This window comes from Actinomadura luteofluorescens, from assembly GCF_013409365.1.
GTDB lineage: Bacteria > Actinomycetota > Actinomycetes > Streptosporangiales > Streptosporangiaceae > Spirillospora > Spirillospora luteofluorescens.
In genome coordinates, this window is the sequence record NZ_JACCBA010000001.1 from 2,712,675 (window position 1) to 2,736,979 (window position 24,305).

Consider the following 24,305-nt stretch of genomic DNA (forward strand, 5'->3'; position numbering starts at 1 on the left):
GCAACGGTTGAGGGGAGAAACTGCCCGACACTGTGCGGACGACCGTCCGGGACGGTCTCACGTATAGAACACGTCCATGCCGAGATTCTGCGCTTGGACGGTCATGAACTCGCCGTTCATGCGTATCGCGGGCGCGACCAGTTCGGGCCCGGCGGTCCCGTCGAGCGGAGGGTGGCGCCGCTGGTAGGCGCCGGAGATCGTGACAAGGCTGAGCGCGTGGATGCAGAAGATCAGCGCTAGTTCGTCATCGGAGGTCCAGCGGGACTCCGCGGGGAGCCCTTCCCTCGCTCCGGCGCGCCATCGGTCGAGATCTTGCGCCAGCCTCATGTCGATCTCGTACACCTGCGCGTCGGGACTCGGCGCCAGGCCCATGAGCCGGGCCACGGCTTCGACGATCGCCGGGGTGACGGTGACGATGCCGCCTGCCGTGACGCCTACCAGGATCTCTTTTATCCTCTTCGTCCAGCGCTCTCGGGGCGATCCTTCGAGCGCGGCCCGGACGGCTTCCTGAAGGTCTTCGAGGCTGACGGAGAACTCGGGGTCCTTCTGCAGCCTGTCTCCGAACTCAACGGCACTCGTCCCCTCGGCATGATCGCCGTCGGCGAGGTGCCATGCTTCGATGAGGCGCAGGAGTATGCGGTCTTGATGGTCGAGGGCCGGACGGCTGAGGTCCTTCGTCGTCATGTAGTGATGGACCGCGCCCGCCAGACGTTCCGAATCCTCGATGTCCGATGCGTCGACGGCCGGAATACCATCGTTCAGCCGAGCGCCCAGGACTCTCTTCCAGAGGTCCGAATCCTGTGGGGGGCGGTGGTGGGTCGATGGCGGTATCCACAACTCGTCATCACTTCGCGGCTCACCGCCACGACCGTCTGACGCGTCGGAACGATGCGTTACCGCGATCACTGCCGCCACGTGGACGACTTCCGCGGTGGCCGCCACTCCGATCGACGCCAGCCACAACTTCAGGACCGGCGCCATCAGAGCCGGGAGGAGCAGAGTTGCCAGGTCGGTCCGTCCGGCGTCGGCGTCCTCCTCCCCGGCGGCCAGCCGTTCGGCGAGCCTGCTGCGCTTCGCGCTGTCGGCGACGGCCTCGTGGAGGTCGGCTAACTCCCCGCTGTCGGCCAACGGGGTGAGGACGTCGGCCGCATAGCTTGAGGCCCGGATTTCGGCCAGCAGTTGTTCGGCGTCGTCCCGGGCGAGCAGTTCCTCTATCAGGACCTCGCTTGCGGGGCTGCCGCACAGGTCCGCCAGGAAACGCCTGCTCGGCACGGTGGAGAGCAGGTGCCGGCCGAGCAGGAGGAACCACCGATCGTCGACCATCTTCCTGATGAAGGAGGCGCCCTCGTCGGTCGCGGCGAGAAGGCGTGCGAGTTCCCGTCCGCCTTCGGCGTGGGCGACGGCCCCGGAGCACCTGTTCCGTGCTCTCACTGCCGGCCAGATCGATGAAGATCCGCGAAGCCCAGTCCCAACGTCGGCACAGCAGTGAGGTCGAAAGACTTCGGCCTGCCTCGCAGCCGGCGAGGCTCTCCAGGATTCTCCGTCCTGGGGCGGACGAGGCCAACCCGTGGTTGAGGGCTTTCAAGGGAGCCCCTATGAGGGGGAAGGAGAAGACGACGGAGTCGGCTGGCCCGTCCGCGAGTTTCGTGGCGAGCATATCGCTGTAGCCGTTTGCGACCAGGGCCTCGGCCAGCGCCGCGAAGTCGAGCCTTCTCAGCGCGGACTCGACTACCAGGTCACCTGCTTTGGTCTCGCTCAGATGGTCGGCGAGTTCCTCGGAGCGAGGAAAGAAAAGCGCTCTTTCGATGAGTGGCTTAAAGGAGGTAGGGCTCACGGACAACGATCTGAGGTCGTATCGAAAGTCCGGACGCGGCCTCGCAGAAGGCGCCGGACCGGCGGCACTCGCCCGGATGGCGGCGAGCTCACTGGCGTCCTGGGCCGAGGCGTCCTCTTCTGATCGGGTCTCGAGAAGAGAGATCAGCCTGTTGCGGAGCATGGGCTTCTGCGGCAGCCCGTCCGCGATCAATGCCAGCGACGACCGCGTCCGATCGATGGCCTGGTCGAGATCGCGCCGATTCCGGAGTGCCGCGAATCTGGATTCGTGTGTCAGCGCGAGATTGGCCAGCAGAACCGGCAGAGCCGGATGGACGTCGTACAGCAGATCTGAAACGTCGGAAGCGAAATCGATGGCGGCCTGCTTCAGTGGCTCGTCCTCACCGGTGCCCACCTGCGCAAGTAAGTCGTTGGCGAGAAAGGCGAGATAATGCTTGTCGAACTCCATGCCGGCCCGTCCGTCGATGTGCCGGGCCATGAGGGAGGTCGCGTAGACGAACTCGAGGTCATCGCCTCCTCGCGATCTCGCCTTCGCCCGGCACCAGTGGAACCCGCCCGCCAGCTGGATCATCGGGAGCGGCAGGCCGTCGCGTAAGACGTCCGGGGAATGAACCAGGGACACGAGCTCGCCGAGCGCTTCCGGCCGCGTGATCGGCACGGCGTCGCCCGCCTCGAACTGCTCGATCCTCCGGTTCAACGAGACCGTCGTAGCATCTGGAGACATATGCCGATCTCCGATCCGCGGATTGATCGACTTCGGACGCGCGGAAGACGATCTCAGTCCACCATTATCCGGATAAGCCTACGATACCTGACTTTTACGAGATCAGGGAGGAGTCGTGCGGTTCCCTGCGACCGGCGCGGGCCACGGGCGGGGGAAGCGGAGCGGGACGCGGCCCGCGCGGATCACAAAAGGCGGGCCCGGCTCGACGAATGAAGGCTATCCCGCGTCCCGCCGTTGACCACGTCATGACATGTTCATATGACAAGCCCGGCCCTCCTTTACCTTTGGTTAGGGGGTCGCAAGTCGTGTCGGCCGCCCTTGACGGCGACATATCGGCTCGTGGCCTGATGGATTGGTTGGGGGGCGGCTGGGCGGGAAATCGTGGACGCATGGAGATACCGCGGACGTTGGTGCTGACCGGGCACTTTCCACCGGAGCCCGGCGGTGTGCAGACGTTCACGTGGGAGCTGGTGCGGCGGCTGCCCGCCGAGCGGCTGGTCGTGGTGGCGCCCGCGTGGGCGGGGGCCGCGGAGTTCGACGCCGAGCTCGGGTTCCCCGTCGTCCGGCGGCACGCGTACCTGCTGTTCCGGGGGCTGCGGCGGCTCGTGGTGCGGCACCGGGTCGAGGCGGGGTGGATCACGGCGGCGGCGCCGTTCGGGATGTACGCGCCGCTGGTGCGGGCGGCCGGGGTGCGGTGGCTCGTCGGGTCCGCGCACGGGCAGGAGCTCGGATGGTTCCGGGCGCCGCCGACGCGGGCCGCGCTCAGGGCGGCGGCGCGGTCGTTCGACGTTCTCACCCATCTCAGCGCGACCACGCTGCCGGAGCTGAGGGACGCCGTCGGGGACCGGACGCGGCTGGCGCGGCTCGCCGGGGCCGTGGACACCGTGCGGTTCCGGCCGGGGATGGACGGGTCGGCGGTCCGCCGCCGGCACGGCCTCGGCGACGGGCCGGTGGTGCTGAGCGTCGCGCGGCTCGTGCGGCGCAAGGGCCACGACATGCTGATCCGCGCGTGGGCGGACGTGGTGCGGCGGCGTCCGGACGCCCGGCTGGTGATCGTCGGGGACGGTCCGATGCGGCGCAGGCTCGTCGAGATGGCGGACCGGGAGGCGCCGGGGGCGGTCACGGTGACCGGGCCCGTTCCCGCGGCGGAACTGCCGCGCTACTACGCCGCCGCGAACGTGTTCTCGCTGCCGTGCCGCGACGACCGGGCGGGGCTCCAGACCGAGGGGCTGGGCCTGTCGGTGCTGGAGGCGTCCGCGTCGGGGCTGCCGGTGGTGGTGGGCCGGTCCGGCGGCAGCCCCGAGTCCCTGATCGACGGCCGGACGGGGGTCCTGGTCGACGCCACCGGCCCGGACGAGATCGCCCTGGCCCTGCACCACCTGCTCGGCTCCCCCGCGCACGCCGCCGCGATGGGGGCGGCCGGACGGCGGTGGACGTGCGAACGCTGGAGCTGGGACGCCGCCGCGGCCCGGCTCGCCGCCCTGCTGGAGGGTTCCGTCCCCGACGCGCCGCCGAAGCACGACACACCGGGGATGGAGCCCGCATGGGACTCAGGGAGCAGCTGAACAAGCGCGACTTCCGGCGGCTCATCCTCGGCCAGACGGTGTCCTCGTTCGGCGACTGGATGGGCACGCTGGCGCTGATGTACTTCGTGCTGGAGCTCAGCGACTCCACGACGGCGGTCGGCGGCGTCCTGGTGCTGCGGCTGCTCCCGTCCGCGCTGGGCGCGCCGGTGGCGGCGCGGGTGGTGACGCGGTGGCGGCGGCGGAGCGTGCTGATGTGGGCGACGCTGGTCCAGACGGGCATGGCGGTGGCGCTGCCGATCGTGCCGTGGCTGGGGTGGGTGTACTTCTGGGCCTTCATGATCGAGGTGGCGGGCCTGATCTTCCTGCCGGCCCGGGACGCGTCCATCCCGTTCCTCATCGAGGAGGAGGAGAACCGGCACGACACCGGCACGCTGGAGATCGCCAACGGCATCACGATGGCGACCTCGTACGGGATGATCCCGGTGGGCGCGGGGGCGTTCGGGCTGATCCTGTACTTCTCGCAGCACATCGGCCTCGGCACCCACTGGCGCTACGTGGCGGTGTTCTGGCTGGACGCCCTGACGTATCTGGGCTGCTACTTCGCCATCCGCTCGATCCCCGACCTCGGTCCGGGACCGGCCGAGCGGCGCGAGGTGGAGCGCACCGGGGAGGAGGCGACGACCCGCGGTCTCCTCGCGGCGCTGCGGCTGCCCGTGGTGCGCGGCGTCCTGCCGGGGGTGGCGGTGGTGTCGCTCGGGCTGGGCGCGCTGTTCTCGCTGGGCGTGGTGTTCGTCCGGAACGTCCTGGCCGCGGGGCCGCTGGAGTTCGGGACGCTGGTGGTGCTGTTCGGGGTGGGCGCGCTCGTCGGCCTGCTGATCATCCATCGCAAGGTGCGGAACCTCGCGGTGCAGGTCCGGGTCGGGACGGCCGTGCAGGGCGTGGTGATCTTCTTCATGGCCCTGCTGGGGTCGGTGGCGTGGGCGTTCGTCGGGGCGGTGCTGTTCGGCGCGGCCGCGACCAGTGCCCTGGTGGGCGGCATCACCTACTTCCAGGAGGCGCTCAGCGGCGTCAACCGGAACCTGGCGCTCACGGCCTTCCACGCCGTCCTGCGGTTCGGCCTGGCACTCGCGGCGCTGCTGGCGGGGGCCGCGTCCGACCTTCTGCGGAAGGCGGGCGCGACCCCGCTCGGCCTGTCGCCGTCGCAGTTCGCGCTGGCGGCGTCCGGGCTGATCGTCCTGTTCGGGGCGGCCCTGATCCGGGTGCCCGACGGTGACGGCCCGTCCTCTAGGTGACCGGCACGGGGCCGTCCTCCTTCTCCGGTTCCAGAGCGGACGCCTCGCCCCGGCTGTTGGCGGCGCGCAGGGCCACGACCGCCGCGGCGACCAGGAAGAGGGAGCTTGCCAGCAGTGCCCGGGAGAACCCGCCGGTGAGCGCCTCGGGCATCGGCCTGCGGTCGGCGAGCAGGTCGCCGGTGCGGGCGGTGGCGACCGCGGAGAAGATCGCCAGCCCGAGGGCGCCGCCGATCTGCTGGGACGCGTTGAGCAGCGCCGCCGCGACCCCGGCCTTGTCCGGCGGGACGTTGGCGTTGGCCGCGGTGGTGACGGCCACGAACGTGAACCCGAGCCCGAACGAGGTGACCATCAGGCCGGGCAGCAGGTCGGTGAGGTAGTGGCCGTCCACCGGGATGCGCGACAGCAGGTAGATGCCGGCGGCCGCGAGCAGCAGCCCGGCGATCATCACCGGGCGGGTCCCGGCGCGTCCGATCAGCGGGGCGGACGCGCCCGCGGCGACGCCGACGCCGGCGCAGAGCGGCAGGTAGGCCGAGCCGGTCTCCAGCGGCGAGTAGCCGAGGACGTTCACCATGTACAGGCTGAGGAAGAAGAACATCGACAGGAACCCGGCGACCGCGACGAGCTGGGTGACGTCCGCGGCGGCCAGCCCCCGGATCCGGAAGATCGACAGCGGCACCAGCGGGTTCCGGCTGCGCTGCTCGTTGACCAGGAACGCCGCCAGGATCGCGGCGGCTCCGGCGAGGCCGCCGATCGTGCGGCCCGCGTCCCAGCCGACCTCGGGGGCCTTGACCAGGGTGAACACCAGCAGCAGCATCCCGCCGGTGACCAGGACGGTGCCGAGCGCGTCGAAGCCCGCGAGCCGGGCGGCGCGGCGGTCGCCCTCGACGAGCAGGAACAGCCCGGCGATGACGATCACGCAGACGGGGACGTTCACGAGCATCACCCAGCGCCAGCCGGGCCCGTCGGTGAGCAGCCCGCCGAGCAGGACCCCGGCGGCCGAGGCGCCGCCGCCGACGCCGCCCCACACGCCGAGCGCCTTGCCGCGGTCGCCGCCCTCCTTGAAGGTGGTCGTGAGGATCGACAGGGTGCCCGGCAGCATCAGCGCCGCGCCCGCGCCCTGCGCGAGCCGCGCCACGATGAGCGTCCCGGACGTGGTGGCGAGCCCGCCCGCGATCGAGGACAGCGAGAACAGCGCGGTGCCCGCGACCACGACGCGGCGGCGTCCGAGCAGGTCGGCGAGGCGCCCGCCGAGCAGCATGAACCCGCCGTAGGTGAGCAGGTAGCCGGACGGCACCCACTGCAGGTCCTGGACGGAGAAGTCCAGGTCGGCGCGGATCGCGGGCAGCGCCACGTTGACGATCGAGGCGTCGATGAAGTCCAGGAACGCGATGGCGCACAGCAGGGTCAGGGTGATCTTGCCGCGTCCGGTCGCGAGGAAGGACGGAGGGGAGTCGCTCATGAGACCTCCGGTCGGTGGGCCCGCGCCCGGCGGCCGCCGGGGCACGGGGAGCGCCAGGTTCCACTGGCCGCTTCGTTCCGCGACCCATGAGCGGATCGGGCGGAGGGAGTGTGACGCGGCGGGACGCGAATGAGGTCCAGGTCACATTTCGGCCGCGGATGTCACATTCCGAGGCCCTGCCTTGCTCTGAGTAGGGAGCGCACAGGAGGGCCGAGCCATGTCCGAGAGCACCACGGACGACACCGCGACGCGGGTGTTCGCCGCGCACCGGGAGCTGCTGTTCTCGGTGGTCTACAACATGCTCGGGAGCGTCGCCGACACCGAGGACGTCCTGCAGGACACGTGGCTGGCGTGGGCGGCCCGCAGCGCCGCCGGCGCCCCCGGGGAGATCGAGAACCCGCGCGCCTATCTGGTGCGGATCGCCGTCAACACGGCGCTGTCGCGCCAGGGCCGCGATCAGCCGCCGCCGCGAGACGTACGTGGGACCGTGGCTGCCCGAGCCGCTGGTGGCCCGCGACGACGCGGACGACCCGGCCGAGCGCACCGAGGCGGTCTCGATGGCGCTGCTGGTCGTCCTGGAGACGCTCACGCCGCTCGAACGGGCGGTCTTCGTCCTGCACGAGGTGTTCGGCTACGCCCACACGGAGATAGCGCCGATCCTGGACCGCAGCCCGGCGGCGGTCAGGCAGCTCGCGCACCGCGCCCGGGAGCACGTGCAGGCCCGCCGTCCCCGCTACCAGGCGGACCCGAAGGTGCAGCGGCAGGCGACGGAGCGGTTCCTCCAGGCCGCCCTCGGCGCCGATCTGGAGGCGCTGATGGAGATCCTCGCGCCGGACGTGACCCTGTGGACGGACGGCGGCGGCAAGTCCAAGGCGACCTCGGCCCTGCGTCCCATCCAGGGGGCCGACAGGGTGGCCCGCGCCATCGCCGGGACGACCGCGCGCAGGCCCATGGAGCTGGACATCATCTACCGGACCGTCAACGGCGACCCGTCCGCCGTGCTGTTCAACGAGGACGCGCCGTTCGCCGTCATGGTCCTCGACCTGGACCCGGACGGCCACCGCGTCCGCGGCGTCTACGCCGTCACCAACCCCGACAAACTGGCCCACATCGACGAGGACGACTGACCCAGCGCTCCACCGCCCGCGAGAACTTAACCAAATCAGTCGGAATAGTTGACTTCATGCGCGGGGCCGTGCTTCGCTGAAGCCAGGGTCCGAAGGGGTTCCGCGGTTCGCCCGGATACCGGGCCCGGCGCGGGGTGGCGCCGGGCCCGCCTCCGCGTCAGGGATGCGGCAGGACGCACATGGCGTCGAGGCCGAGGACGCGGTTGAGGCGTCCGAAGGCAAGCCAGGAGCCGATGCACATGCTCAGCTCCACGATCTCCGCCTGGGTGTAGCGGGCGGACATCCGGGCCCAGAACTCCTCGTCCAGGCCGTGGTGGTCGAGGACGTAACGCTCGGCGTACTCGGCGGCCAGGCGGGTGCGCTCGTCGAAGGCCTCGGTGGTGCGCCACTCGGTCACCGCGTCGGCGAACCCCTCCTCGACCTTCTCGCCGTCGCGCTCCGTCCGCCAGTCGAGGCAGAACAGGCATCCGTTCAGCTGGGCGACGCGCAGCCGGGCGGCCTCGAACTCGCGGAGCCCGAGGGTGGTGTGCGCGTAGACGGCGAGGGACAGATTCGAGGCGGCGGGGCCGATGCCCGGCACCATCTCGCCCCACACGTACTGGATCGGGTCCTTGCCCTCGGGGATCTCGATGTTCACGGGCCTGCCCTTCTCACGGCGCCTTCCAGAGTTTGCCCACGGCGGGACGGACGGGAACGTCGAGCGCGTCGTAGAGGCCCGGTTCGGCGTCCACGAGCCAGTCGATGGCGTTCACCAGGCGTCCCGCGGCCGTGGCGTTCCCACCGGCGGCCCGGTTGCCGTGCTCGTCGGTGGCCTCGACCGTGACCTCGATGCGCGGCACGCCCTCGATGACCACGCGATGCGCGCCGTCGCCGTCCGGAGGCACGGGCCAGTCGGGCGCGCAGGACGGGTGGATGCGCGTGACGTGTTCGACGACGATGCGGGGCTCGCCCGCCACGATGCCCTGGACCTCGAACCGCACCGCGCCCTGCGTGCCCTTCTCGAAATCGCCCATGGACGCGGTGGTGATCGTGGCGTCGAGGGGGCGCCGGTCCACGGTCTCGCGGATCTCGTCCAGCTCGGCGCCGAGGGCGCGGGCCATCAGCCTGACCTGCCCGCCCCACACCATCGTCGGGACGGTCGCGGCGAGCATCGGCGGCTCGTAGTCCATCGGCTGGCCCATGCCGACCAGGTACCGGACGGAGTCGGGCTGGTCGTAGGCGGAGTAGTCGAAGATCTCCTGGCAGCGGACGACGTCGATCGTGCCGGCGAGGCCGCTGACCAGCAGCGGCAGGACGTCGTTGCCCCATCCGGGGTCGACGCCGGAGGCGAACAGGGAGCCGCCGCCCTCGGCGATCGCGTCCAGTACCTGCGCGCGCATCTCGGGCGGGGCGCCGCGCTGGTCGTAGAGGGCGTAGAGGGCGGGGGTGACGACGACGGCGCCGGCACGGATCACCTGGAGGACGTCGGCGAGGGCGTCGTCCGGCCGGATGTCGCCCGACGCCGCGTACACGACGGCCTGCGGGCGGGCGGCGAGTACCGCCCCGGCGTCGGCGGTGGCCGCGACGCCGAGGTCGCGGCCGAGGCCGGCGAGGTCGCCCGCGTCCCGTCCGACCTTGGCGGGATCGTGGACGATCACGCCGGTCAGCCGGAGCCCCGGGTGCGCCTCGACGGAGCGGACGGCCAGCCGTCCCATGTTGCCGGTACCCCACACGACCACGGAGATCATGCGCGGAATGTACCAGGTCCCAAGCAAGCACTTGGTAGTCCACATGTGGTCATGAGAAACTCCCGGGTAACTCGTGACGCGCCTCACATTTGGCTATAGAACACGTTCTAATCTCACGAGTGAGGGAGGTCACATGCGTGACTCCACCCCGTCCCTTAGCGTGTCCCGTCGAGGTTTCATCGTTGGAACCGGTTCTATCGTAGGGCTGGGCATGCTCGGCCGGACCGGCGCCGCCGCGGCCCCGGTCCCCGCTCCGATCGCCAACGGCGCCCGCGTCCCCGTCCTCGTCGTCGGCACCGGGTACGGCGGCTCGGTCGCCGCGCTGCGCCTCGCCCAGGCGGGCGTCGACGTCCACATGGTCGAGATGGGCATGACCTGGGACACCCCGGGCTCGGACGGCAAGATCTTCTCGGGCATGCGGTCGCCGGACTACCGCGCCTACTGGCTCCGGACGCGGACCAAGCAGCCCCTCAGCAACTTCCTCGGCTTCCCGATCGACAAGGACGTCCCCAAGTACACCGGGATCCTGGACGCCGAGGACTTCGGCGGCATCCTCGTCTACCAGGGCCGCGGCGTCGGCGGCGGCTCCCTCGTCAACGGCGGCATGGCGGTCACGCCGAAGCGGTCGCGGTTCAGCGCCATCCTGCCCTCGGTCAACGCCGACGAGATGTACAACGTCTACTACCCGCGCGCCAACTCCGGGCTGGGCGTCAACGAGATCGACCGGGCATGGTTCGACACCACCGACTGCTACCAGTACGCGCGGGTCGGACGTAAGCACGCCCAGCGCTCGGGGTTCGAGTTCGTCTACGTCCCGAACGTCTACGACTTCAACTACATGAAGCAGGAGGCGGCCGGCGCCGTGCCGAAGTCGGCGCTCAACGCCGAGATCCTCTACGGCAACAACTACGGCAAGAAGTCACTCCAGAAGACCTACCTGGCGCAGGCCAAGGCCACGGGCCGGGTCGCCATCTCGGCGCAGCACAGGGTGACGTCGGTGTCGCCCGCGTCCGGCGGCGGCTACACGGTCGCCATCGAGCAGATCGACACGACCGGGAACGTCGTGGCGACCAAGACGGTGACCGCCGCACGGGTGTTCTTCGCCGCCGGCAGCGTCGGCACCAGCAAGCTGCTGGTCAAGCTCAAGGCGACCGGCGCGCTGCCCAACCTCAACGGCGAGATCGGGAAGGGCTGGGGCGACAACGGCAATGTCATGGTCGGCCGCGCCAACCACCTGTGGGACCCGACCGGCAGCCTCCAGTCGGGCATGCCGACGGGCGGCATCGACAACTGGGACGCCGGCGGCGCGTTCGCCGAGGTCGCGCCGCTGCCGACCGGGATCGAGACGTACGCCTCGTTCTACCTGTCGATCACCAACACCCCGCACCGGGCCGAGTTCTCCTGGAACGGCTCCGCCGGACGGGTCGACCTCAACTGGCAGACCGCCTGGAAGCAGTCCAGCATCGACATGGCCAAGTCGATCTTCGACAAGATCAACAGCAAGGAGGGGACGATCTACCGGACCGACCTCTTCGGCACCTACAAGATCTGGGGCGACCACCTCACCTACCACCCGCTCGGCGGCGCCGTCCTGAACAAGGCCACCGACAACTACGGCCGGCTGCACGGCCACCCCGGCCTCTACGCCATCGACGGCTCGCTCATCCCGGGCAACACCAGCGTGAACCCGTTCGTCACCATCACCGCCCTCGCCGAGCGGAACATCGAGAAGATCATCGCCACCGACCTGTGATGATCCGCCGGGATCCGGCCACGGGCGCGTGTGGCCGGACCCCCTCTACGGGCAGGCGGGGAACAGCCGTCGCGTCCCCGTCCCGGCCGCGTAGGCGGCGGGATCACTGAACCGGCAACCGTAGTCCGGACGCGCCACCACCGGCGGGCTCGTGGTCACATCACCCGCGGGCCGCGCGCCCCTGCCGATCCAGCGGACGAGATCGTCCCAGGCCGTGGCCGCCTCCACGTTCGAGAACTCGCAGTGCTGGGCCGTCCGGACGGCCCGCTGGACGAGCAGCCTCGACCGGTGGTTCCGCGCGACGTCCCTCGCGTAGATCTGCTCCATGGAGAACGGGACGAACAGGTCCCCCAGCCCGTGCAGGCTCAGGACCGGGACGTCCGGTCGCCCGTTGATGCGCGGCACCTGGGAGAGCCGGTTCGACAGGCGCGCCGGAAGGTTCTCGGCCCGCACCCGCTGGACCGTCCTGTTCACGTCCACCGGGCTGTTCGGCTCGTACCGGGTGAACAGGTTCGTCCCGACCTGGCCCGGGCTCTCGGCGAGGGTGGCGCCCGGAACGGACGGCTCGGCCAGCGTGAACGGGAAGTCCTTCCACACCGCGAACGACTGCTCGGCGCCCGGACGCGTACCGCCCGTCCGGCCGACGACGATCGAGCGGAACTGCTTCCCGCGCTCGTTCGTGGTGTCCGGCCCGCCCGGCCGCAGCACCGCCAGCCCGAGCGCCGCCTCGATCTTCGGGACGGTCACCGTCGCGTACCGGTCGGTGACCGGGTACTCGCGGACCCCCGACAGGTCCTGCGCGACGAGGTTGTAGTCGAGGAAGTAGTCGAACAGTTCGTTGTCGCCGAGCACTCCGCACATGGGCAGAGCGCCGCCGTAATAGCCCGGGAATTGCTCCAGCGAGCGTCCGATGATGTGCCCGCCCATGGAGACCCCGGCGATGATGCGCTGCTTGGGACGTCCCACTTCGCGGGCGAACAACTCGGCCACGTCCCGGGTGCTCAGCACGCCCGCGCGGACGTCATACCCGTTGTCGTAGTAGGACGACGCCGCCCACGCGTACCCCTGGTCGAGAAGGCGTTGCCGCAGGCCGTACTGCGGCGGCTCCACCTTCAGCACGCGGCCCTGCCCCGCATAGCCATGCGCCCACAGCGCCAGCTTGCCGTTCCACTGCGGCGGCACCTCGATGTCATAGGCCGCATGGCGATGGACGCCCTGCATCACCCGCGACGGTTTCCCGTGCACCTGGACGGGCGCGAGCGGCGGATTGTCGATGGTGTATCCGGGAAGCGGCTGGTCGCCGGGAACACGGTCGGCGCGAGCCGCACCCGCCGGGACGACCACCGAGAGAACGAGAGCGGAGAGAACGGCGAGGGGGCGGAAGCGCATGAAGCGCATTACATACCGTCCGGTCGGTAAGAGGAACGCCACGACCGCATCCGGTCTCGCCCCCCGGCGAGCGGACGGCGAGCGGCGCACGCCGAGGCAGCCGCCATGCGGAACGCATTGCACTTCGCGGCGTGCTGCGAACGGTCCCTCCCGTAGCACGCCTAGGGCACCGACCACCGCAACGAAAAAGGGCCACTTCCTCGGCGGCTCCGCGGAGATGTTCGCCAGAACGCCGAAAAGCGTCCGCATCCCGCGCGCCCTCGCCCTGCGTGGGGCAGATTGTAGATCTTGAACCGAACCCCCACCCAGGAGTCCTCCATCGACGAGTCCAACCGCCCCAGCGCCTGGCGCGACGAGGGGTATCGCCCTGAGTCGGCCGAATGGCCCCAACTCTGGTCCCGGCTTCAACTCGGGCAGCCCCTCACGGGAACCGTCGTCTGGGTCCCGCGACCGGGCGCCATCGGGATCGGCGTCGACCTCGGCCTCCCCGTCGGCGGCTTCGTCGACGTCCTCCACCTGCCTCTGGACTCCACGCGGTGGCCCGCCCAAGGAACCACCACCGATTTCACGATCTGGTGGATGGACGAGAGGCCCCAGGTCCGGCTGATGCCCGCCGACCCCCGCTACCGCCGCGAGGACTTCGACGACTGGATCCGGCATCAGAACACCGTGGCGGCCAAGGTCTTCCGCACGGGTGGCGCCGAGACGCGTGACTGATCAGACCGCGTCGGCCGGTCGGCCCTCATGAGACGTCATCTTGAGGATCAGGGGAACCGGCTTATCGCCGTGCTGCGCCGTACAGCGATCCCGCGAGCAGCGTGACACCCGACAGGGCACCGCTGACGAACGGGATCCACTCCACGGACGACGCCGCAGCCATGATCATTCCGGCTGCCCCGAGACCGGACAGCACGACCCCCGGCACCGCGATGGCGCCCCTCTTCCACACCCGTGCCAGCACGACGAAATGCAGGCCGACGATCAACGCGATCCAGGCGACGTTGACCTCCTGCGGCGCGTCCAGCGCCCTCAGCACGGCGATACCGCCGAAGATCAGCGCGAACTCCGCGACCACCACGAGCCCGAACCGCGGCCCGAACCACGCCGGCCGCGCGTCGCCGCGCTCCGTCCCGCCGCGCTCGGTCCCACCGCGCCGGTCCCCCCGGAAGCCGACCACCACCACCGCGGCCAGGCACAGCACCGCCAGGACCCGCAACGCGATCCCGACGGCCCCCGGCAGTGGCTCCCCCGCGTTGGCGAGCACGAAAGCGGTACCAAAAGCGGAACCGACCAGGAGACCGAGCAATTGCGGCGACATGCGGACGATCCTATTGACGACGACCTGCGGCGCAGGACGCCGGCCGCCCCCGGCGACCGCATCACCGTCGCCCGGACCGCGATCGGCGTGATCGGCGCGATGATCGGGGACGAGGTGTGGGTCCCGGAGGTGGCCCGCGTCCTCGCCCTGGAGGGAGCGGAACTCATCGTCCACCCGACCTCGTGGAGCGCCCCGGAGGCGATGCACGTCGCGGCGACCGAACGCACCGAGGAGGTCAGGGTGCACCTGGTGTCGGTCGCCCGGCCGGACTGCCCGGCAGCTCGTACTGGATCTCGACCTTCGGGAGTCCAACGACAAGATGATGGGCCACCACCTGGACCCGCTGGCCAAGCGAACCCCCCACCTGTACTCGATGTTCACCGAGCCCTGATCGAACCGTCGTGCGGGTTCGTTCCGGCTTCACAACACCGTGGCGGAAAAGCCTTCCGCACAGGTAATGACGTAACGCGCCGCTGATCAGATCGCACGCCACTTCGCCTGCCTGGCAATTCCTCTCGTCCGGCTCCCTTGCCGCGGACTACCGCGCCACTCGAAGAGTATTCCAGAACACTATTCGGCAAATTATCTCTTGCGTCCTCAAGAACGCTCCGGACGGTGAACTCCGAAACCCTACAAACAGAGCGGCCGGAGGCCACGATGACAACCTTTGCCGAATACGCGGACGAACTGACCCGCGTCAAGGACGAGCTCGCCGCCCTCGAAGCAGAGCTCGACGGGCTCGGCGACCAGGTCGATCCCCTCGACCGGATCAAGCTCAAGTTCGAGATCGGCAAGGCCCGGCTCGACGTCCTCAAGACGCAGTACGACACGACCAAGACCGAGGTCGGCGTCCTCACGACCGACTTCAACCAGATGAAGAACGAACAGCACAAGCGGATCGGCTACCGCGACACGCTGATCTACACCGCCTTCGCGGTGGTCGCCGGTGCGGCCTACGCCATCACGCAGGGAGCCTCCCTGCTCGTTCTGCTGGGTCTCATCCCGGCGGTTCTCTCGCTCGGGTGGATCTACCTGGCGAACGACACCAAGGTGTGCGAGATCGGCCAGTACGTCCGGTCCGAACTCGCGCCGCGCATGAAGCGGCTGCTGTCCGAGGGGGCGCTCCCCTTCGGGTGGGAGTCCTGGCACCGGGCCCTCCCGGGCCGCCGGACCGGCAAGATCGGTCACCTCGCGGTGACGCTGACGATCTTCTGCGCCTTCCCGGCGACCGCGTTCGCGATCGTCGTCGGGAACCTCTCCACCCTTCCCTCCTGGGTCTTCCCGGTGGGGGGAGCGGAAGCCATCGCCACCCTGTGCATCGGGTGGCTGTTCCTCCGCGCGAACCTCCGCCGGAGGACGCCGCAGGTCGTCGCCGCGAACACCGGCGACGATCTACTCGCGTCCGACTGAGGCAGCGCCTCGGCAGGAACGCATCCACACCCGAAGGGCCCGGCACACCCGGGCCCTTCGACTTTTCTTCATGAGTTCCGGTCAGCGTCTCGCCTGAGAGGAGCCCTCGCTGGAAAGGATTCTGAGAACCAGCGCGGCGATGTTCCAGGCATCGTCGGCTCCGCTGTGGTGGCGGCCCTCCAGGGGAAGGCCGGCGTGGTGCAGCGCCCCGCTCATGCCGAGCCTCCGCTGGAGGCCGAAACAGTCGGTGAAGGCTTGTTTGGCATTGGTGTGTCGCGAGCTGAACGGATAGGCGGCCCGACCGCCCGAACACTGGCGCTCGAACTGCTTTCGGTCGTAGTCGCCCCAACTCGCCCAAGCACGGGACCTCGACCGGTGTTCCTGTTCCAGAACAGCGCACGCCTCCCGGAACTCGACGCCGCCGTCGACCTCGTCCTGCGTCAGCCCCGTCAGCTCGGTGCAGAACGCACTGACCTCAGACCGGACGGGACGGACAAAGGATGCGGTGCTTGGCGACCCGGCGCCGCGACTCCACGTCCACGACGCACAGCCCGATCTCGATGATCTCGCTGACCTGCCCCGGCGGCGGCTGCCCGTCCCAGCAGGTCGCCTCCACATCGACAACATTGAGAAACCGCCCGAACCGCTCCATGGTCCGGCGACGCTATCCGCGCAACCCCGCACCTGGCGACCGTTTTAAAAGCGACCGCCGCACGAAATCCTGGTCAGCGGTGAAGGTCAAGGTCGCTGCGCTTCGCACGAGACAGCAACTCGGCGAACGCCTCACGCCCGAACGCCAGGCGTCCCCCGTCCGGATCCTTGGAGTCCCGCACCCACACCCGACCGCCCTGCCCCGCCAGTTCCACGCAGGCCTCATCGTTACCGCCGCCGGTATAGGAGCTCTTTCGCCAAGTGATCACTCGTACGTCCTCATCGTTCGCTCGATCAGGTCTTTCGAAGCCGCCCGCGATAGGGCCATTGCCCCGATCTGGTCGAACCGTATCGCCAAGACGTCCGCCTGTTCACCGGCCTCGATCAAACGCCCGTCGATCTGCGCCCCGGCATAGGCGATCTCGCGCCCGCATACCCGCAGTACCTGAAAGGGGCCATCGTGTCCCGGATGCCAACCCGCCTCCCGCGGGACGACCCGCACACAGACTCGCGGCAGCTCCGCCACTTCGAGAAGGCGCGCCATCTGCGCTCTCATGACCTCAAGGCCCCCGACGGGGCATTCGAGGACCTCTTGATCCATGAGGATCCAGAGGTGGGGCGGGTCGGCTCTGACGAGGATCTCCTGCCGCTTCATTCGAGCTTTGGTGGTCGCCTCCGCTGCATGTACGTGCCCTGCCGCACGCAGCACACCCTGTGCGTAAGCCTCCGTCTGCACCAGCAAAGGCACGTGCTTGCCATGGAAGACTTTGATGATCTCCGCAGCCATCTCGTATTGGATGTATTGCCGGAACCAGTCGGGATCATGACCCGCACAGGCGAACAGGTGAAGCCGCTCGAAGTGACCGCCGGTGTTCCATGCCTTGTCGAGACACTTCATGCAGGTGTCACTTGGCCGAAAACGGCCCGCCTCCCAGTTCGATACGGTTCCGCGCGTCACTTTGACGACCAAGGCGGTCTGGGCGAGCGAGAGACCGCGCTGCGTGCGGTAAAACCACAGGTCAAAGGCCAACCAGGCCCACAGGGAGGACTTGGGGTCGATGGACTCTCGCACGCTCATCGCTTACTCACAGGTGTATTGACCGCCGACCAATGCACAACACGTTATCCCGCAGTCACTCACAGTGAGACGAGAATTCGTCAACTCGGGATGGCCCTCATGAACGATCTTGAATTCATCATGTCGGCGCACGGAATTCCGGAGGTGCGCCTGACCTTGCTCGCCGTGCCGTCGAGCGTGGTGCTCGCTCGGGAGTTCGTCCGCTACACGCTGACGAACTGGGGTTTCGGCCGTGAAGTGATCGACGACGCGAGCCTCGTCATGAGCGAGATCGTGTCCAACGCCGTCGCGGCGGCCCCCGGGCACCGGATCCGTCTCGGCTGCGCCCTCCGGGAGGGGGCGCCGCTGCTGGAGTGCTGGGACCCGTCCCCCGGTCTGCCGGTCCGGTGTCCACCGTCGCCCACGTCCGAGAACGGTCGCGGGCTCGCCATCGTCACCGCCCTCGCCAAGGAGACCGGCACCCGCCCTTCCGCCACCGGCGAAGGAAAGGTCGTCTGGGCCCTCATGCACGCCTGAAGCCGTTCGCCCGGCGGCAGGCAGGCTCGGCGGCCTCCGGCCCGTGGGTTCACCCGGCCGGTGCCGAAGCGGCTTCTGGAGTGGTCAGGGGCGGGCCGAGGCGAGTCGCCGGGTGAGGAACCGCTCGAAGGTCAGCAGGTCGGGGTGCTGCCGGCGCAGGGCCGGGATGTCGGCCTGGTATCCGGCTTCGGCGAACCACTGGAACATGCGCTCTTCGATCGGGAGCGGCTCGAACCGGGTCGGGGTGCCGGTGACGCGCTCGTAGATCCGGGCGACCTCGGGGAAGGTGAGCTCGTCGCCGGCGAGTTCGATCTGGCGGCCTATGGACCGCTCGGGGTCGTCGAACGCGTCGGCGGCGAAGACGCCGATGTCGTCCGCGGCGATGAACTGCATGGGCTTGTCGGGCCTGACCGGCAGTGACAGCACCCGCTCGTCCCGAGCGTCGGCGTAGTGCAGCAGGTTGTTCATGAAGAAGACCGGGCGCAGGATGGTGGCGGGCATTCCGAGCGCCAGGATGTGCCGCTCGATCTCGGCCTTGCTTTCGAAGTGGTCGATGCCGGTGTCTCGTTCGGCACCGCCCACAGAGCTGTAGACCAGGTGCGCCACGCCGGACTCCTTGGCGATGTCGGCCACCGTCTTGCCCTGACGCACCTCGGCGGCCAGTGTGCGCGGTTCATAGGCCAGTGCCTGGACGCTGAAGACCGCGCGCACGCCGTTCATCGCCTTGCGCAGCGACTCGGCGTCGTCGAGATCGCCCTGGACGAGCACCGCGCCCCCGTCCCGCAGCCCACGGGCGGCGGGGCTGCCCGGGTCGCGCACCAGCGCGTGGACCCGCCGGCCGCGCGCCAGCAGCTGACGGGCGGTGGCGCCGCCCTGATTGCCGGTCGCGCCGATGACCAGGACGGCGTCGGAGGAAGACATGAGTGAATCCTTCTCATTCGGAGTGTTTCGCTCCGAGTAACTTAACTCGGAGCGATCCGCTCCGCAATGGGTATCCTGGACCCATGGCCGAAGCCACCGCACCGCGCAAGCGGGGACCCCAGGCCCGCGCGGCCCGCAACGATCGCGCGTTGATCGAGGCGGCCCGCGAGGTCTTCCTCAGCCAGGGGTTCGACGCGCCGGTGTCCGCCATCGCCGAGCGGGCCGGGGTGGGGATGGGCAGCCTGTACCGCCGCTACCGCACCAAGGAGGAACTGCTCCAACGCCTGTGCGCCGACTCCATGGAGCACCTCGCGGAGGCGGCGAGGGCCGGGCTGGCGATGGACGACCCGTGGCAGGGTCTGGCCTACTACGTCCAGCAGTGCGCACGATTCGGGTTCGGCGCTCTGTCCCCCTTGGCCGGAACCGTCCAGGTCACATCCGAGATGCGGCAGGCCGGCGAACAGGCCCAGCGCCTGGCCGACGAACTGGTCACCCGGGCCCGCGACGCCGGTGTGCTTCGCACCGGCGTGACGTCCATGGACGTCTTCCTGCTCATCAGGCAGTTCGGCCGCCCTGCCGCGGGCCCGTCGCCCCACGGCGAGGAAGAGGTGCGGTCCCGCTTGCTGGCGATCGCGCTGGACGGCCTCAAAGCCCACAACACCGATCCGCTACCGGGGGAACCGCCCGACCCCCAGCACTACCAGGCGCTCTGGAACACCTGATGGAACGTCGGTGGGAGGCGTGGTCGTCGGTGCTTTATTCGCTGGAGGCCGTGAGGTGGGGCCGGTACCGTGGGCGGCATGGCTCTAGGCATCTGGTCGCAGAAGGTTCGGTTCGCCCGCTGACGGCGGCGCCTTCTCACTTCTGAATCCGCGTTCGCCGTCCCGGTCCTGCCGGGCGGGCGTCTGATTCTGCCCGGCTCCACTGCGAGCTGCGGAGCACCCTTTGAGCCTCACCCCTTTTCCCGAGAGCACGTCCCTGCCCGTTCCGGCTGGCGACAAAGCCCATATCCGCGTCCAGGACGTCGCGGTGAGCCGCGGGTCGCGGCGGGTTCTGCGGGACGTGTCGGTCACCGTCTCGGCCCGGTCCCGGATCGCCGTCGTCGGCGAGAACGGCCGGGGGAAGACGACGCTGCTGCACGTCCTCGCCGGTCTGATCCCGCCCGATGAAGGCACCGTGCACCGCGCCGGCACGATCGGCCTGGCCCGCCAGGAACTGGCGGCGCGCGACGGGGAGACCGTCGGCACCCTGACGTCCGCGGCACTGGCCGCCCCGCTCGCGGCGCTCGCCGCGCTGGACGAGGCGACCGAGGCCGTGACCTCGGGTGATCCGGCCGCCGACGACCGCTACGCCGCTGCGCTGGAGGCCGCCACACGGCTCGACGCGTGGGACGCCGAACGGCGCGTCGACGTCGCCCTCGAAGCGCTCGGCGCCTGCACGGACCGTGGTCGCCGGTTGGCGACGCTGTCTGTCGGGCAGCGCTACCGGGTGCGGCTGGCGTGCCTGCTCGCCGCCCGGTACGACGTGCTGCTGCTCGACGAGCCGACCAACCACCTCGACGCGGGCGGCCTGGACTTCCTGACCCGCCGGCTACGTGAACATGACGGCGGCCTCGCCGTCGTCAGCCATGACCGGGCGCTGCTGCGCGACGTCGCCGACCGCTTCCTCGACCTCGACCCCAGCCGCGACGGCAAGCCGCGGCTGTACGCGGGCGGCTATGACGCCTGGCAGGACGCGCGGCGCGGCGAGCGCGCGCGCTGGGAACAGGACTACGAGGAGCAGCAGGCCGAGCAGCGGCGACTGCAGGACGCGGTGTCCAAGGCCCGCGACCGGCTGTCCACCGGATGGCGGCCGGACAAGGGCACCGGCAAGCACCAGCGCCAGTCCCGCGCGCCGGGCGTCGTCCAGGCCCTGAACCGGCGGCAGGACGAACTCCAGGCGCACCGCATCGATGTGCCGGAGCCGCCGCCGACCTTGCGGTGGCCCGACCTGGGAAGCCGCTCGCGAGCACCGCAACTGCGGGCCCAGGGCGTCACCCTCGCCGGGCGGCTGACCGGCCCGGTCGACCTCGACTTGGACGGCGGTGACCGGCTGCTCGTCACCGGACCCAACGGTGCCGGGAAATCCACGCTGCTCGCAGTGCTGGCCGGTTCCCTCCAACCCACGGCAGGACAGGTCTGGAGAGCGAACGACACTCGGATCGCCCTGATCACGCAGGAGACCACCGACCACGATCCCGAACTCACCGCCCGCGAGGCGTACGCCCAGCACGTGGGACGGCTGGTGGCCGGCGGCGTGCTGCGCGATGCCGACATCGTCCCGCTCGGGGCGCTCGGCCTCCTGGACTCCGCCGCGATGAGCGCGCCGACCGCGCGGATGTCGCAGGGCCAGCAGCGGCGCCTCGACCTGGCCCTCGCGCTGGCCGGGCGCCCCGGCCTGATCCTGCTCGACGAACCGACCAATCACCTGTCGTCGGCGCTGGTCGACGAACTGACCGGCGCGATCCGCGCCACCGGCGCCACCGTCGTCATCGCCACCCACGACCGGCAACTGCTGAGAGACCTCGCCGACTGGCCGCACCTGGAGATCGGCCGCCGGGAAGACTGAGGATGTCGCCGTGGTGGTCCGGCCGGTGGCCGGACCACCACGGCGGCCGATCGGCTGGCGGGATCGAGTGTCCAGGTACCGGAAGCGTCGCTCAGGAGACCGATGGAGGGGCGTGGGGCCGGGGATCGTCGGCGCGGGATCGCGGTTCGCAGCGATGCCCTGGACGGTGGGGGTGCTGGTGATCGCTCCGGATCAGGTCCAGCGGGCGAGGGCCACTTCCAGAGGCTCGTAACCGTCGTCCGCCCAGGCGACGTGGCCGTCGGGACGGACGAGGACCGCGTCCACGTCCAGGTCTCCGCGAGGGTGCGAGATGCCGCCGTGGCGCGGTTCGTCGCCCAGTTCCAGGACGGCGTGCCTGCCGGAGTGCAGGACGGCCGGGTCGAGCCCCGGCATGGTGCGGCCGATGAGCGGATGCCGTCCGGGGAGGTCGTAGCGGATGTCGAGACCGGAGATCAGCCCGGCGAGATGGCGGTTGGCCTCGGGGAGCGTCAGGAGGTCGGCCATGATGCCGCGCAGGGCGGCGATGTCCTCGTCGGGGATCAGCAGGACCCCCTGTGCGCGGGTGTTGGCGAGGACGGCCGCCCCGACCGGATGCCGTTCGGCGTGGTAGGTGTCCAGCACCGTGGTGTTGCCGCGCAGGTCGGCGGCCAGTTTCCAGCCGAGGTTGAAGGCGTCCTGGAGGCCGAGGTTGAGGCCCTGCCCGCCGGTGGGCGAGTGGACGTGGGCCGCGTCGCCCGCGAACAGCACGCGTCCGTGCCGGTACTGCTCGACCTGCCGTGAGGCGTCGGTGAAGCGCGAGGCCCACCGGATCTCCAGGACGTCGGGGACGGCGCGGCGCACCTCGTCCAGCGTGACGGGCGTCCCGCGGTCGGCGGTCTGCTGCTCGGGTCCGGCGATCAGGGCCCTGTACAGGCCGTTCTCCAGCGGCAGGACGTTCGCGACGCCGTCCTCGGGACGGTCGAACGAGGGCAGCCGCCACCGGCCGGGGCGCTCCCGCGTGAGGGTGATGTCGGCGACGATCGCGGATACGCGCCCGTCGCGGCCGGGGAACGGGACGTCCAGCAGCTTGCGGATCGTGCTGCGACCGCCGTCGCACGCGACCAGGTAGCGGGCGCGGAACTCCCGCCCGGCGCGGACGGTGACGCCGGCGCCGTCCTGATCGACCCCGGTCACCTCGTGCCCGCGCAGGACCGGGACGCCCAGCTCGGCGAGGCGTGCTTCGAGGTGCTCCTCGACGCGGGCCTGGGGAATGCCGATCTGCCGTTCGCCCCACGGCCCGTAGTCGAGCGGCAGGCCGGCGAAATGCCCGGCGGGGACCGTGTCGACCGCGCGCTTGAGCAGGGGCTCCAGCATGCCGCGCATGTCCAGGATCTGCGCGGAACGGGGCTGGAGGTTGAGCGCCCTGGACTGCCCGGACCGTTCCGGCCGCCTTTCCAGCACCGCGACGTCCGCCCCGGCCAGCGCCAGTTCGCAGGCCAGCATCAGCCCGGTGGGGCCCGCGCCCGCCACGAGCACGTCGGCGGTCATGCCCTCAGGTCCTTCCGCTTGGTGTAGACGAGGTGGAACGCGAACAGCGGCACGGCGATCACCGGCCAGATGAGGTTGAGCATGAGCGGCGCGGCGTCCAGCGGCAGGACGAAGGCGCCGATCACGTGCAGGACCGCGTTCAGGACAGTCGCCGCGCCCCACACGGCGGTCAGCGTCCGCAGGCCCTGCCGGAACCCGGCGTCGTGGTCCCAGCGGGCCTCCCACTCCCGCAGCCCCTCCGGCCCGACCTTGGTCAGGACGAACGAGCGGAACACCACCATCAGCGCGGGACGCCCGTATGCGACCGACGCCAGGAGCCAGACCCCGGCCACGCCCACGAGCATCCAGATCCAGGAGTCGCGGACGAGCAGCGTGCGCGGGTTCCCGGTCAGCAGGGACAGGACGACGCCGAACACCATCAGGACCAGTACGAACAGGGCCGAGTAGTCGACCACACGTCTCCGGACGAACCGGACGATCACCACCAGCACCGGCACGGCCGACGAGGCGACCAGCGCCTGCCACAGGGTCGCGCCCGCCGCGCGCAGCCCGTACAGCACCACCATCGGCAGGACGAGATCGACCGCGATCGGGATCAGCGGGGCCAGCCGCCCGGGGTTCTTCCGCGCGGCCGGGGCACCGGCCGGCCGCGCGTGCGCCGCGGGACTCACGACTCCCCCGCGCGGGTCGCCCGGTCGAACAGCTCCACGAGCTCGCGGGCGTACGCGGCGTGGTCCACGTCCGGCATCGTGGCGACGGCGTCGATCGCGGCGCGCAGGCTGACGGCCATCACGTGCGGGTCGAAGGCGCGGAACTCGCCCTCGGCCTGGCCCGCCCGGAAGAACTCCCGCGCCATCGCCGCGGGCGTGTCCGAGAACGCGACGCCCTCGCCCCCGCGCGTCCCCCCGATGATCTCGACCAGCGCGCGGATGTGCGCGGGGTGGTCGCGCATGAACGCCAGGTTCGACTCGATGTAGGCGGCCAGGGTGTCGCGGCGGGTGGCGGCCGCGTCCAGCCGCGGCCGCATGAACGCGGCCGCGTCGCCCAGCGCCGTGTCGACCACGGCCTGGATCAGCTCGCTCTTGCCCTTGAAGTGGTACGAGATCAGCCGGGTGCTGCTCAGCCCGGCGTGCTCGGCGATCCGTCCGAACGAGGCCTGGCCGTAGCCCGCCTCGGCGATGACCTCGATGGCCGCGGCCACGATCTGCGCTCGCCGCGCGACGGCGGCCGGGGAACGCGCCCCTTCGTTTACTTGCATGAGTAAGAGATTACTCAGCCAAGTAATTCTGTCAATGCCCGCCGCTCCGGACCGAACGCGCGAGGTGCGCGCCCGGCCGAGGTCCGCAGGCCGCAGCCCCGGCGTGACCTGGGCACTCTTGCGAAGAGACTTGGTCGTGTCACCGCCCCGAACAGCACGCAAGAACCCGGGCTTACAGACACGCCCCGG

General features: G+C 70.2%; 23 protein-coding genes and 2 pseudogenes. 11 read left to right on the forward strand and 14 right to left on the reverse strand.

Annotated features, from left to right (window positions below; all coding sequences use genetic code 11):
- Nucleotides 1–57: 57 nt before the first annotated feature.
- A complete protein-coding gene (locus BJY14_RS12525) occupies nucleotides 58–1,431 on the reverse strand; it encodes a hypothetical protein (protein WP_179843773.1) in 1,374 nt (457 codons plus the stop codon).
- Nucleotides 1,432–2,946: 1,515 nt separating this feature from the next.
- Here BJY14_RS12525 and BJY14_RS12530 point away from each other — a divergent pair.
- Complete coding sequence (locus BJY14_RS12530; protein ID WP_218905321.1) at nucleotides 2,947–4,122, forward strand: glycosyltransferase family 4 protein; 1,176 nt, start codon at nucleotides 2,947–2,949, stop codon at nucleotides 4,120–4,122.
- Complete coding sequence (locus tag BJY14_RS12535) at nucleotides 4,101–5,375, forward strand: MFS transporter (RefSeq protein ID WP_179843774.1); 1,275 nt, start codon at nucleotides 4,101–4,103, stop codon at nucleotides 5,373–5,375. Before BJY14_RS12530 ends, BJY14_RS12535 begins: the two co-directional genes overlap by 22 nt.
- Here BJY14_RS12535 and BJY14_RS12540 read toward each other — a convergent pair.
- Nucleotides 5,368–6,834, reverse strand: coding sequence for an MFS transporter (locus BJY14_RS12540; RefSeq protein ID WP_179843775.1), 1,467 nt, complete (start codon nucleotides 6,832–6,834; stop codon nucleotides 5,368–5,370). The two genes, BJY14_RS12535 and BJY14_RS12540, sit on opposite strands and share 8 nt — an antisense overlap.
- Before the next feature lie 298 nt (nucleotides 6,835–7,132).
- On the opposite strand from BJY14_RS12540, the pseudogene BJY14_RS45120 reads away from it, so the two are divergent.
- Nucleotides 7,133–7,219: pseudogene (locus BJY14_RS45120) on the forward strand (hypothetical protein); the annotation flags it as partial.
- A gap of 94 nt (nucleotides 7,220–7,313) precedes the next feature.
- Complete coding sequence (locus BJY14_RS45125) at nucleotides 7,314–7,961, forward strand: sigma factor-like helix-turn-helix DNA-binding protein (RefSeq protein WP_312879175.1); 648 nt, start codon at nucleotides 7,314–7,316, stop codon at nucleotides 7,959–7,961.
- Between the two features lie 157 nt (nucleotides 7,962–8,118).
- On the opposite strand, the gene BJY14_RS12550 is transcribed toward BJY14_RS45125, so the two are convergent.
- On the reverse strand, nucleotides 8,119–8,598 hold the full coding sequence (locus BJY14_RS12550; RefSeq protein ID WP_179843776.1) for a carboxymuconolactone decarboxylase family protein: 480 nt from the start codon (nucleotides 8,596–8,598) through the stop codon (nucleotides 8,119–8,121).
- Between the two features lie 13 nt (nucleotides 8,599–8,611).
- Entirely contained in the window at nucleotides 8,612–9,688 is a 1,077-nt protein-coding gene (locus BJY14_RS12555; protein WP_179843777.1) for an NAD(P)H-dependent amine dehydrogenase family protein, read from the reverse strand.
- A gap of 211 nt (nucleotides 9,689–9,899) precedes the next feature.
- Between BJY14_RS12555 and BJY14_RS12560 the strand changes: the two genes are divergently transcribed.
- A complete protein-coding gene (locus tag BJY14_RS12560; protein WP_246395889.1) occupies nucleotides 9,900–11,441 on the forward strand; it encodes a GMC oxidoreductase in 1,542 nt (513 codons plus the stop codon).
- Nucleotides 11,442–11,486: 45 nt separating this feature from the next.
- Here the strand turns inward: BJY14_RS12560 and BJY14_RS12565 are convergent, their stop codons facing one another.
- Nucleotides 11,487–12,830, reverse strand: a complete 1,344-nt coding sequence (locus BJY14_RS12565; RefSeq protein ID WP_218905323.1) for an alpha/beta hydrolase — start codon at nucleotides 12,828–12,830, stop codon at nucleotides 11,487–11,489.
- Nucleotides 12,831–13,118: 288 nt separating this feature from the next.
- On the opposite strand from BJY14_RS12565, the gene BJY14_RS12570 reads away from it, so the two are divergent.
- Complete coding sequence (locus BJY14_RS12570) at nucleotides 13,119–13,547, forward strand: hypothetical protein (RefSeq protein WP_179843780.1); 429 nt, start codon at nucleotides 13,119–13,121, stop codon at nucleotides 13,545–13,547.
- Nucleotides 13,548–13,608: 61 nt separating this feature from the next.
- On the opposite strand, the gene BJY14_RS44385 is transcribed toward BJY14_RS12570, so the two are convergent.
- Entirely contained in the window at nucleotides 13,609–14,148 is a 540-nt protein-coding gene (locus tag BJY14_RS44385) for a hypothetical protein (protein ID WP_218905325.1), read from the reverse strand.
- Between BJY14_RS44385 and BJY14_RS47695 the strand changes: the two genes are divergently transcribed.
- Nucleotides 14,137–14,625 (forward strand): nitrilase-related carbon-nitrogen hydrolase, encoded by a 489-nt coding sequence (locus tag BJY14_RS47695; protein ID WP_218905328.1) that lies wholly within the window; start codon nucleotides 14,137–14,139, stop codon nucleotides 14,623–14,625. The two genes, BJY14_RS44385 and BJY14_RS47695, sit on opposite strands and share 12 nt — an antisense overlap.
- Before the next feature lie 180 nt (nucleotides 14,626–14,805).
- The gene (locus BJY14_RS12585; RefSeq protein ID WP_179843783.1) at nucleotides 14,806–15,558 is read left to right on the forward strand and encodes an AAA family ATPase; all 753 of its coding nucleotides are present in this window, start codon (nucleotides 14,806–14,808) and stop codon (nucleotides 15,556–15,558) included.
- Between the two features lie 81 nt (nucleotides 15,559–15,639).
- Here BJY14_RS12585 and BJY14_RS12590 read toward each other — a convergent pair.
- The 4 genes and pseudogenes from BJY14_RS12590 to BJY14_RS12600 all read right to left on the reverse strand — a co-directional run.
- Nucleotides 15,640–16,014, reverse strand: a pseudogene (locus BJY14_RS12590) (3'-5' exonuclease); the annotation flags it as partial.
- A gap of 19 nt (nucleotides 16,015–16,033) precedes the next feature.
- Nucleotides 16,034–16,174, reverse strand: coding sequence for a hypothetical protein (locus tag BJY14_RS47185; RefSeq protein ID WP_312879821.1), 141 nt, complete (start codon nucleotides 16,172–16,174; stop codon nucleotides 16,034–16,036).
- 109 nt (nucleotides 16,175–16,283) lie between these two features.
- Complete coding sequence (locus BJY14_RS12595; RefSeq protein WP_179843784.1) at nucleotides 16,284–16,478, reverse strand: DUF397 domain-containing protein; 195 nt, start codon at nucleotides 16,476–16,478, stop codon at nucleotides 16,284–16,286.
- Nucleotides 16,475–17,287 (reverse strand): helix-turn-helix domain-containing protein, encoded by an 813-nt coding sequence (locus BJY14_RS12600; protein WP_179843785.1) that lies wholly within the window; start codon nucleotides 17,285–17,287, stop codon nucleotides 16,475–16,477. The genes BJY14_RS12595 and BJY14_RS12600 overlap by 4 nt, the downstream gene beginning before the upstream one ends.
- A gap of 99 nt (nucleotides 17,288–17,386) precedes the next feature.
- Here BJY14_RS12600 and BJY14_RS12605 point away from each other — a divergent pair, with 99 nt between their 5' ends.
- Entirely contained in the window at nucleotides 17,387–17,803 is a 417-nt protein-coding gene (locus BJY14_RS12605) for an ATP-binding protein (protein ID WP_179843786.1), read from the forward strand.
- A gap of 84 nt (nucleotides 17,804–17,887) precedes the next feature.
- Here BJY14_RS12605 and BJY14_RS12610 read toward each other — a convergent pair whose 3' ends face one another.
- A complete protein-coding gene (locus BJY14_RS12610; protein ID WP_179843787.1) occupies nucleotides 17,888–18,724 on the reverse strand; it encodes an NmrA/HSCARG family protein in 837 nt (278 codons plus the stop codon).
- A gap of 83 nt (nucleotides 18,725–18,807) precedes the next feature.
- Here BJY14_RS12610 and BJY14_RS12615 point away from each other — a divergent pair, with 83 nt between their 5' ends.
- Nucleotides 18,808–19,446, forward strand: coding sequence for a TetR/AcrR family transcriptional regulator (locus BJY14_RS12615; RefSeq protein ID WP_179843788.1), 639 nt, complete (start codon nucleotides 18,808–18,810; stop codon nucleotides 19,444–19,446).
- 223 nt (nucleotides 19,447–19,669) lie between these two features.
- Nucleotides 19,670–21,331 (forward strand): ABC-F family ATP-binding cassette domain-containing protein, encoded by a 1,662-nt coding sequence (locus tag BJY14_RS12620; RefSeq protein WP_179843789.1) that lies wholly within the window; start codon nucleotides 19,670–19,672, stop codon nucleotides 21,329–21,331.
- 192 nt (nucleotides 21,332–21,523) lie between these two features.
- Here BJY14_RS12620 and BJY14_RS12625 read toward each other — a convergent pair whose 3' ends face one another.
- From BJY14_RS12625 to BJY14_RS12635, 3 genes are read right to left on the reverse strand one after another with little or no spacing between them, the layout of a single operon-like run.
- Entirely contained in the window at nucleotides 21,524–22,858 is a 1,335-nt protein-coding gene (locus BJY14_RS12625) for an FAD-dependent oxidoreductase (protein ID WP_179843790.1), read from the reverse strand.
- Nucleotides 22,855–23,529 (reverse strand): VC0807 family protein, encoded by a 675-nt coding sequence (locus BJY14_RS12630; protein WP_179843791.1) that lies wholly within the window; start codon nucleotides 23,527–23,529, stop codon nucleotides 22,855–22,857. Before BJY14_RS12630 ends, BJY14_RS12625 begins: the two co-directional genes overlap by 4 nt.
- Nucleotides 23,526–24,116, reverse strand: coding sequence for a TetR/AcrR family transcriptional regulator (locus BJY14_RS12635; RefSeq protein WP_179843792.1), 591 nt, complete (start codon nucleotides 24,114–24,116; stop codon nucleotides 23,526–23,528). Before BJY14_RS12635 ends, BJY14_RS12630 begins: the two co-directional genes overlap by 4 nt.
- Nucleotides 24,117–24,305: the final 189 nt, after the last annotated feature.

Coding starts and splice junctions, on each gene's coding strand:
- BJY14_RS12530 (WP_218905321.1), top strand. CDS start 2,947: ATGGAGATACCGCGGACGTTGGTGCTGACCGGGCACTTTCCACCGGAG.
- BJY14_RS12535 (WP_179843774.1), top strand. CDS start 4,101: ATGGGACTCAGGGAGCAGCTGAACAAGCGCGACTTCCGGCGGCTCATC.
- BJY14_RS12540 (WP_179843775.1), bottom strand. CDS start 6,834: ATGAGCGACTCCCCTCCGTCCTTCCTCGCGACCGGACGCGGCAAGATC.
- BJY14_RS12555 (WP_179843777.1), bottom strand. CDS start 9,688: ATGATCTCCGTGGTCGTGTGGGGTACCGGCAACATGGGACGGCTGGCC.
- BJY14_RS12560 (WP_246395889.1), top strand. CDS start 9,900: ATGCTCGGCCGGACCGGCGCCGCCGCGGCCCCGGTCCCCGCTCCGATC.
- BJY14_RS12565 (WP_218905323.1), bottom strand. CDS start 12,830: ATGCGCTTCCGCCCCCTCGCCGTTCTCTCCGCTCTCGTTCTCTCGGTG.
- BJY14_RS44385 (WP_218905325.1), bottom strand. CDS start 14,148: ATGTCGCCGCAATTGCTCGGTCTCCTGGTCGGTTCCGCTTTTGGTACC.
- BJY14_RS12585 (WP_179843783.1), top strand. CDS start 14,806: ATGACAACCTTTGCCGAATACGCGGACGAACTGACCCGCGTCAAGGAC.
- BJY14_RS12600 (WP_179843785.1), bottom strand. CDS start 17,287: ATGAGCGTGCGAGAGTCCATCGACCCCAAGTCCTCCCTGTGGGCCTGG.
- BJY14_RS12605 (WP_179843786.1), top strand. CDS start 17,387: ATGAACGATCTTGAATTCATCATGTCGGCGCACGGAATTCCGGAGGTG.
- BJY14_RS12610 (WP_179843787.1), bottom strand. CDS start 18,724: ATGTCTTCCTCCGACGCCGTCCTGGTCATCGGCGCGACCGGCAATCAG.
- BJY14_RS12615 (WP_179843788.1), top strand. CDS start 18,808: ATGGCCGAAGCCACCGCACCGCGCAAGCGGGGACCCCAGGCCCGCGCG.
- BJY14_RS12625 (WP_179843790.1), bottom strand. CDS start 22,858: ATGACCGCCGACGTGCTCGTGGCGGGCGCGGGCCCCACCGGGCTGATG.
- BJY14_RS12635 (WP_179843792.1), bottom strand. CDS start 24,116: ATGCAAGTAAACGAAGGGGCGCGTTCCCCGGCCGCCGTCGCGCGGCGA.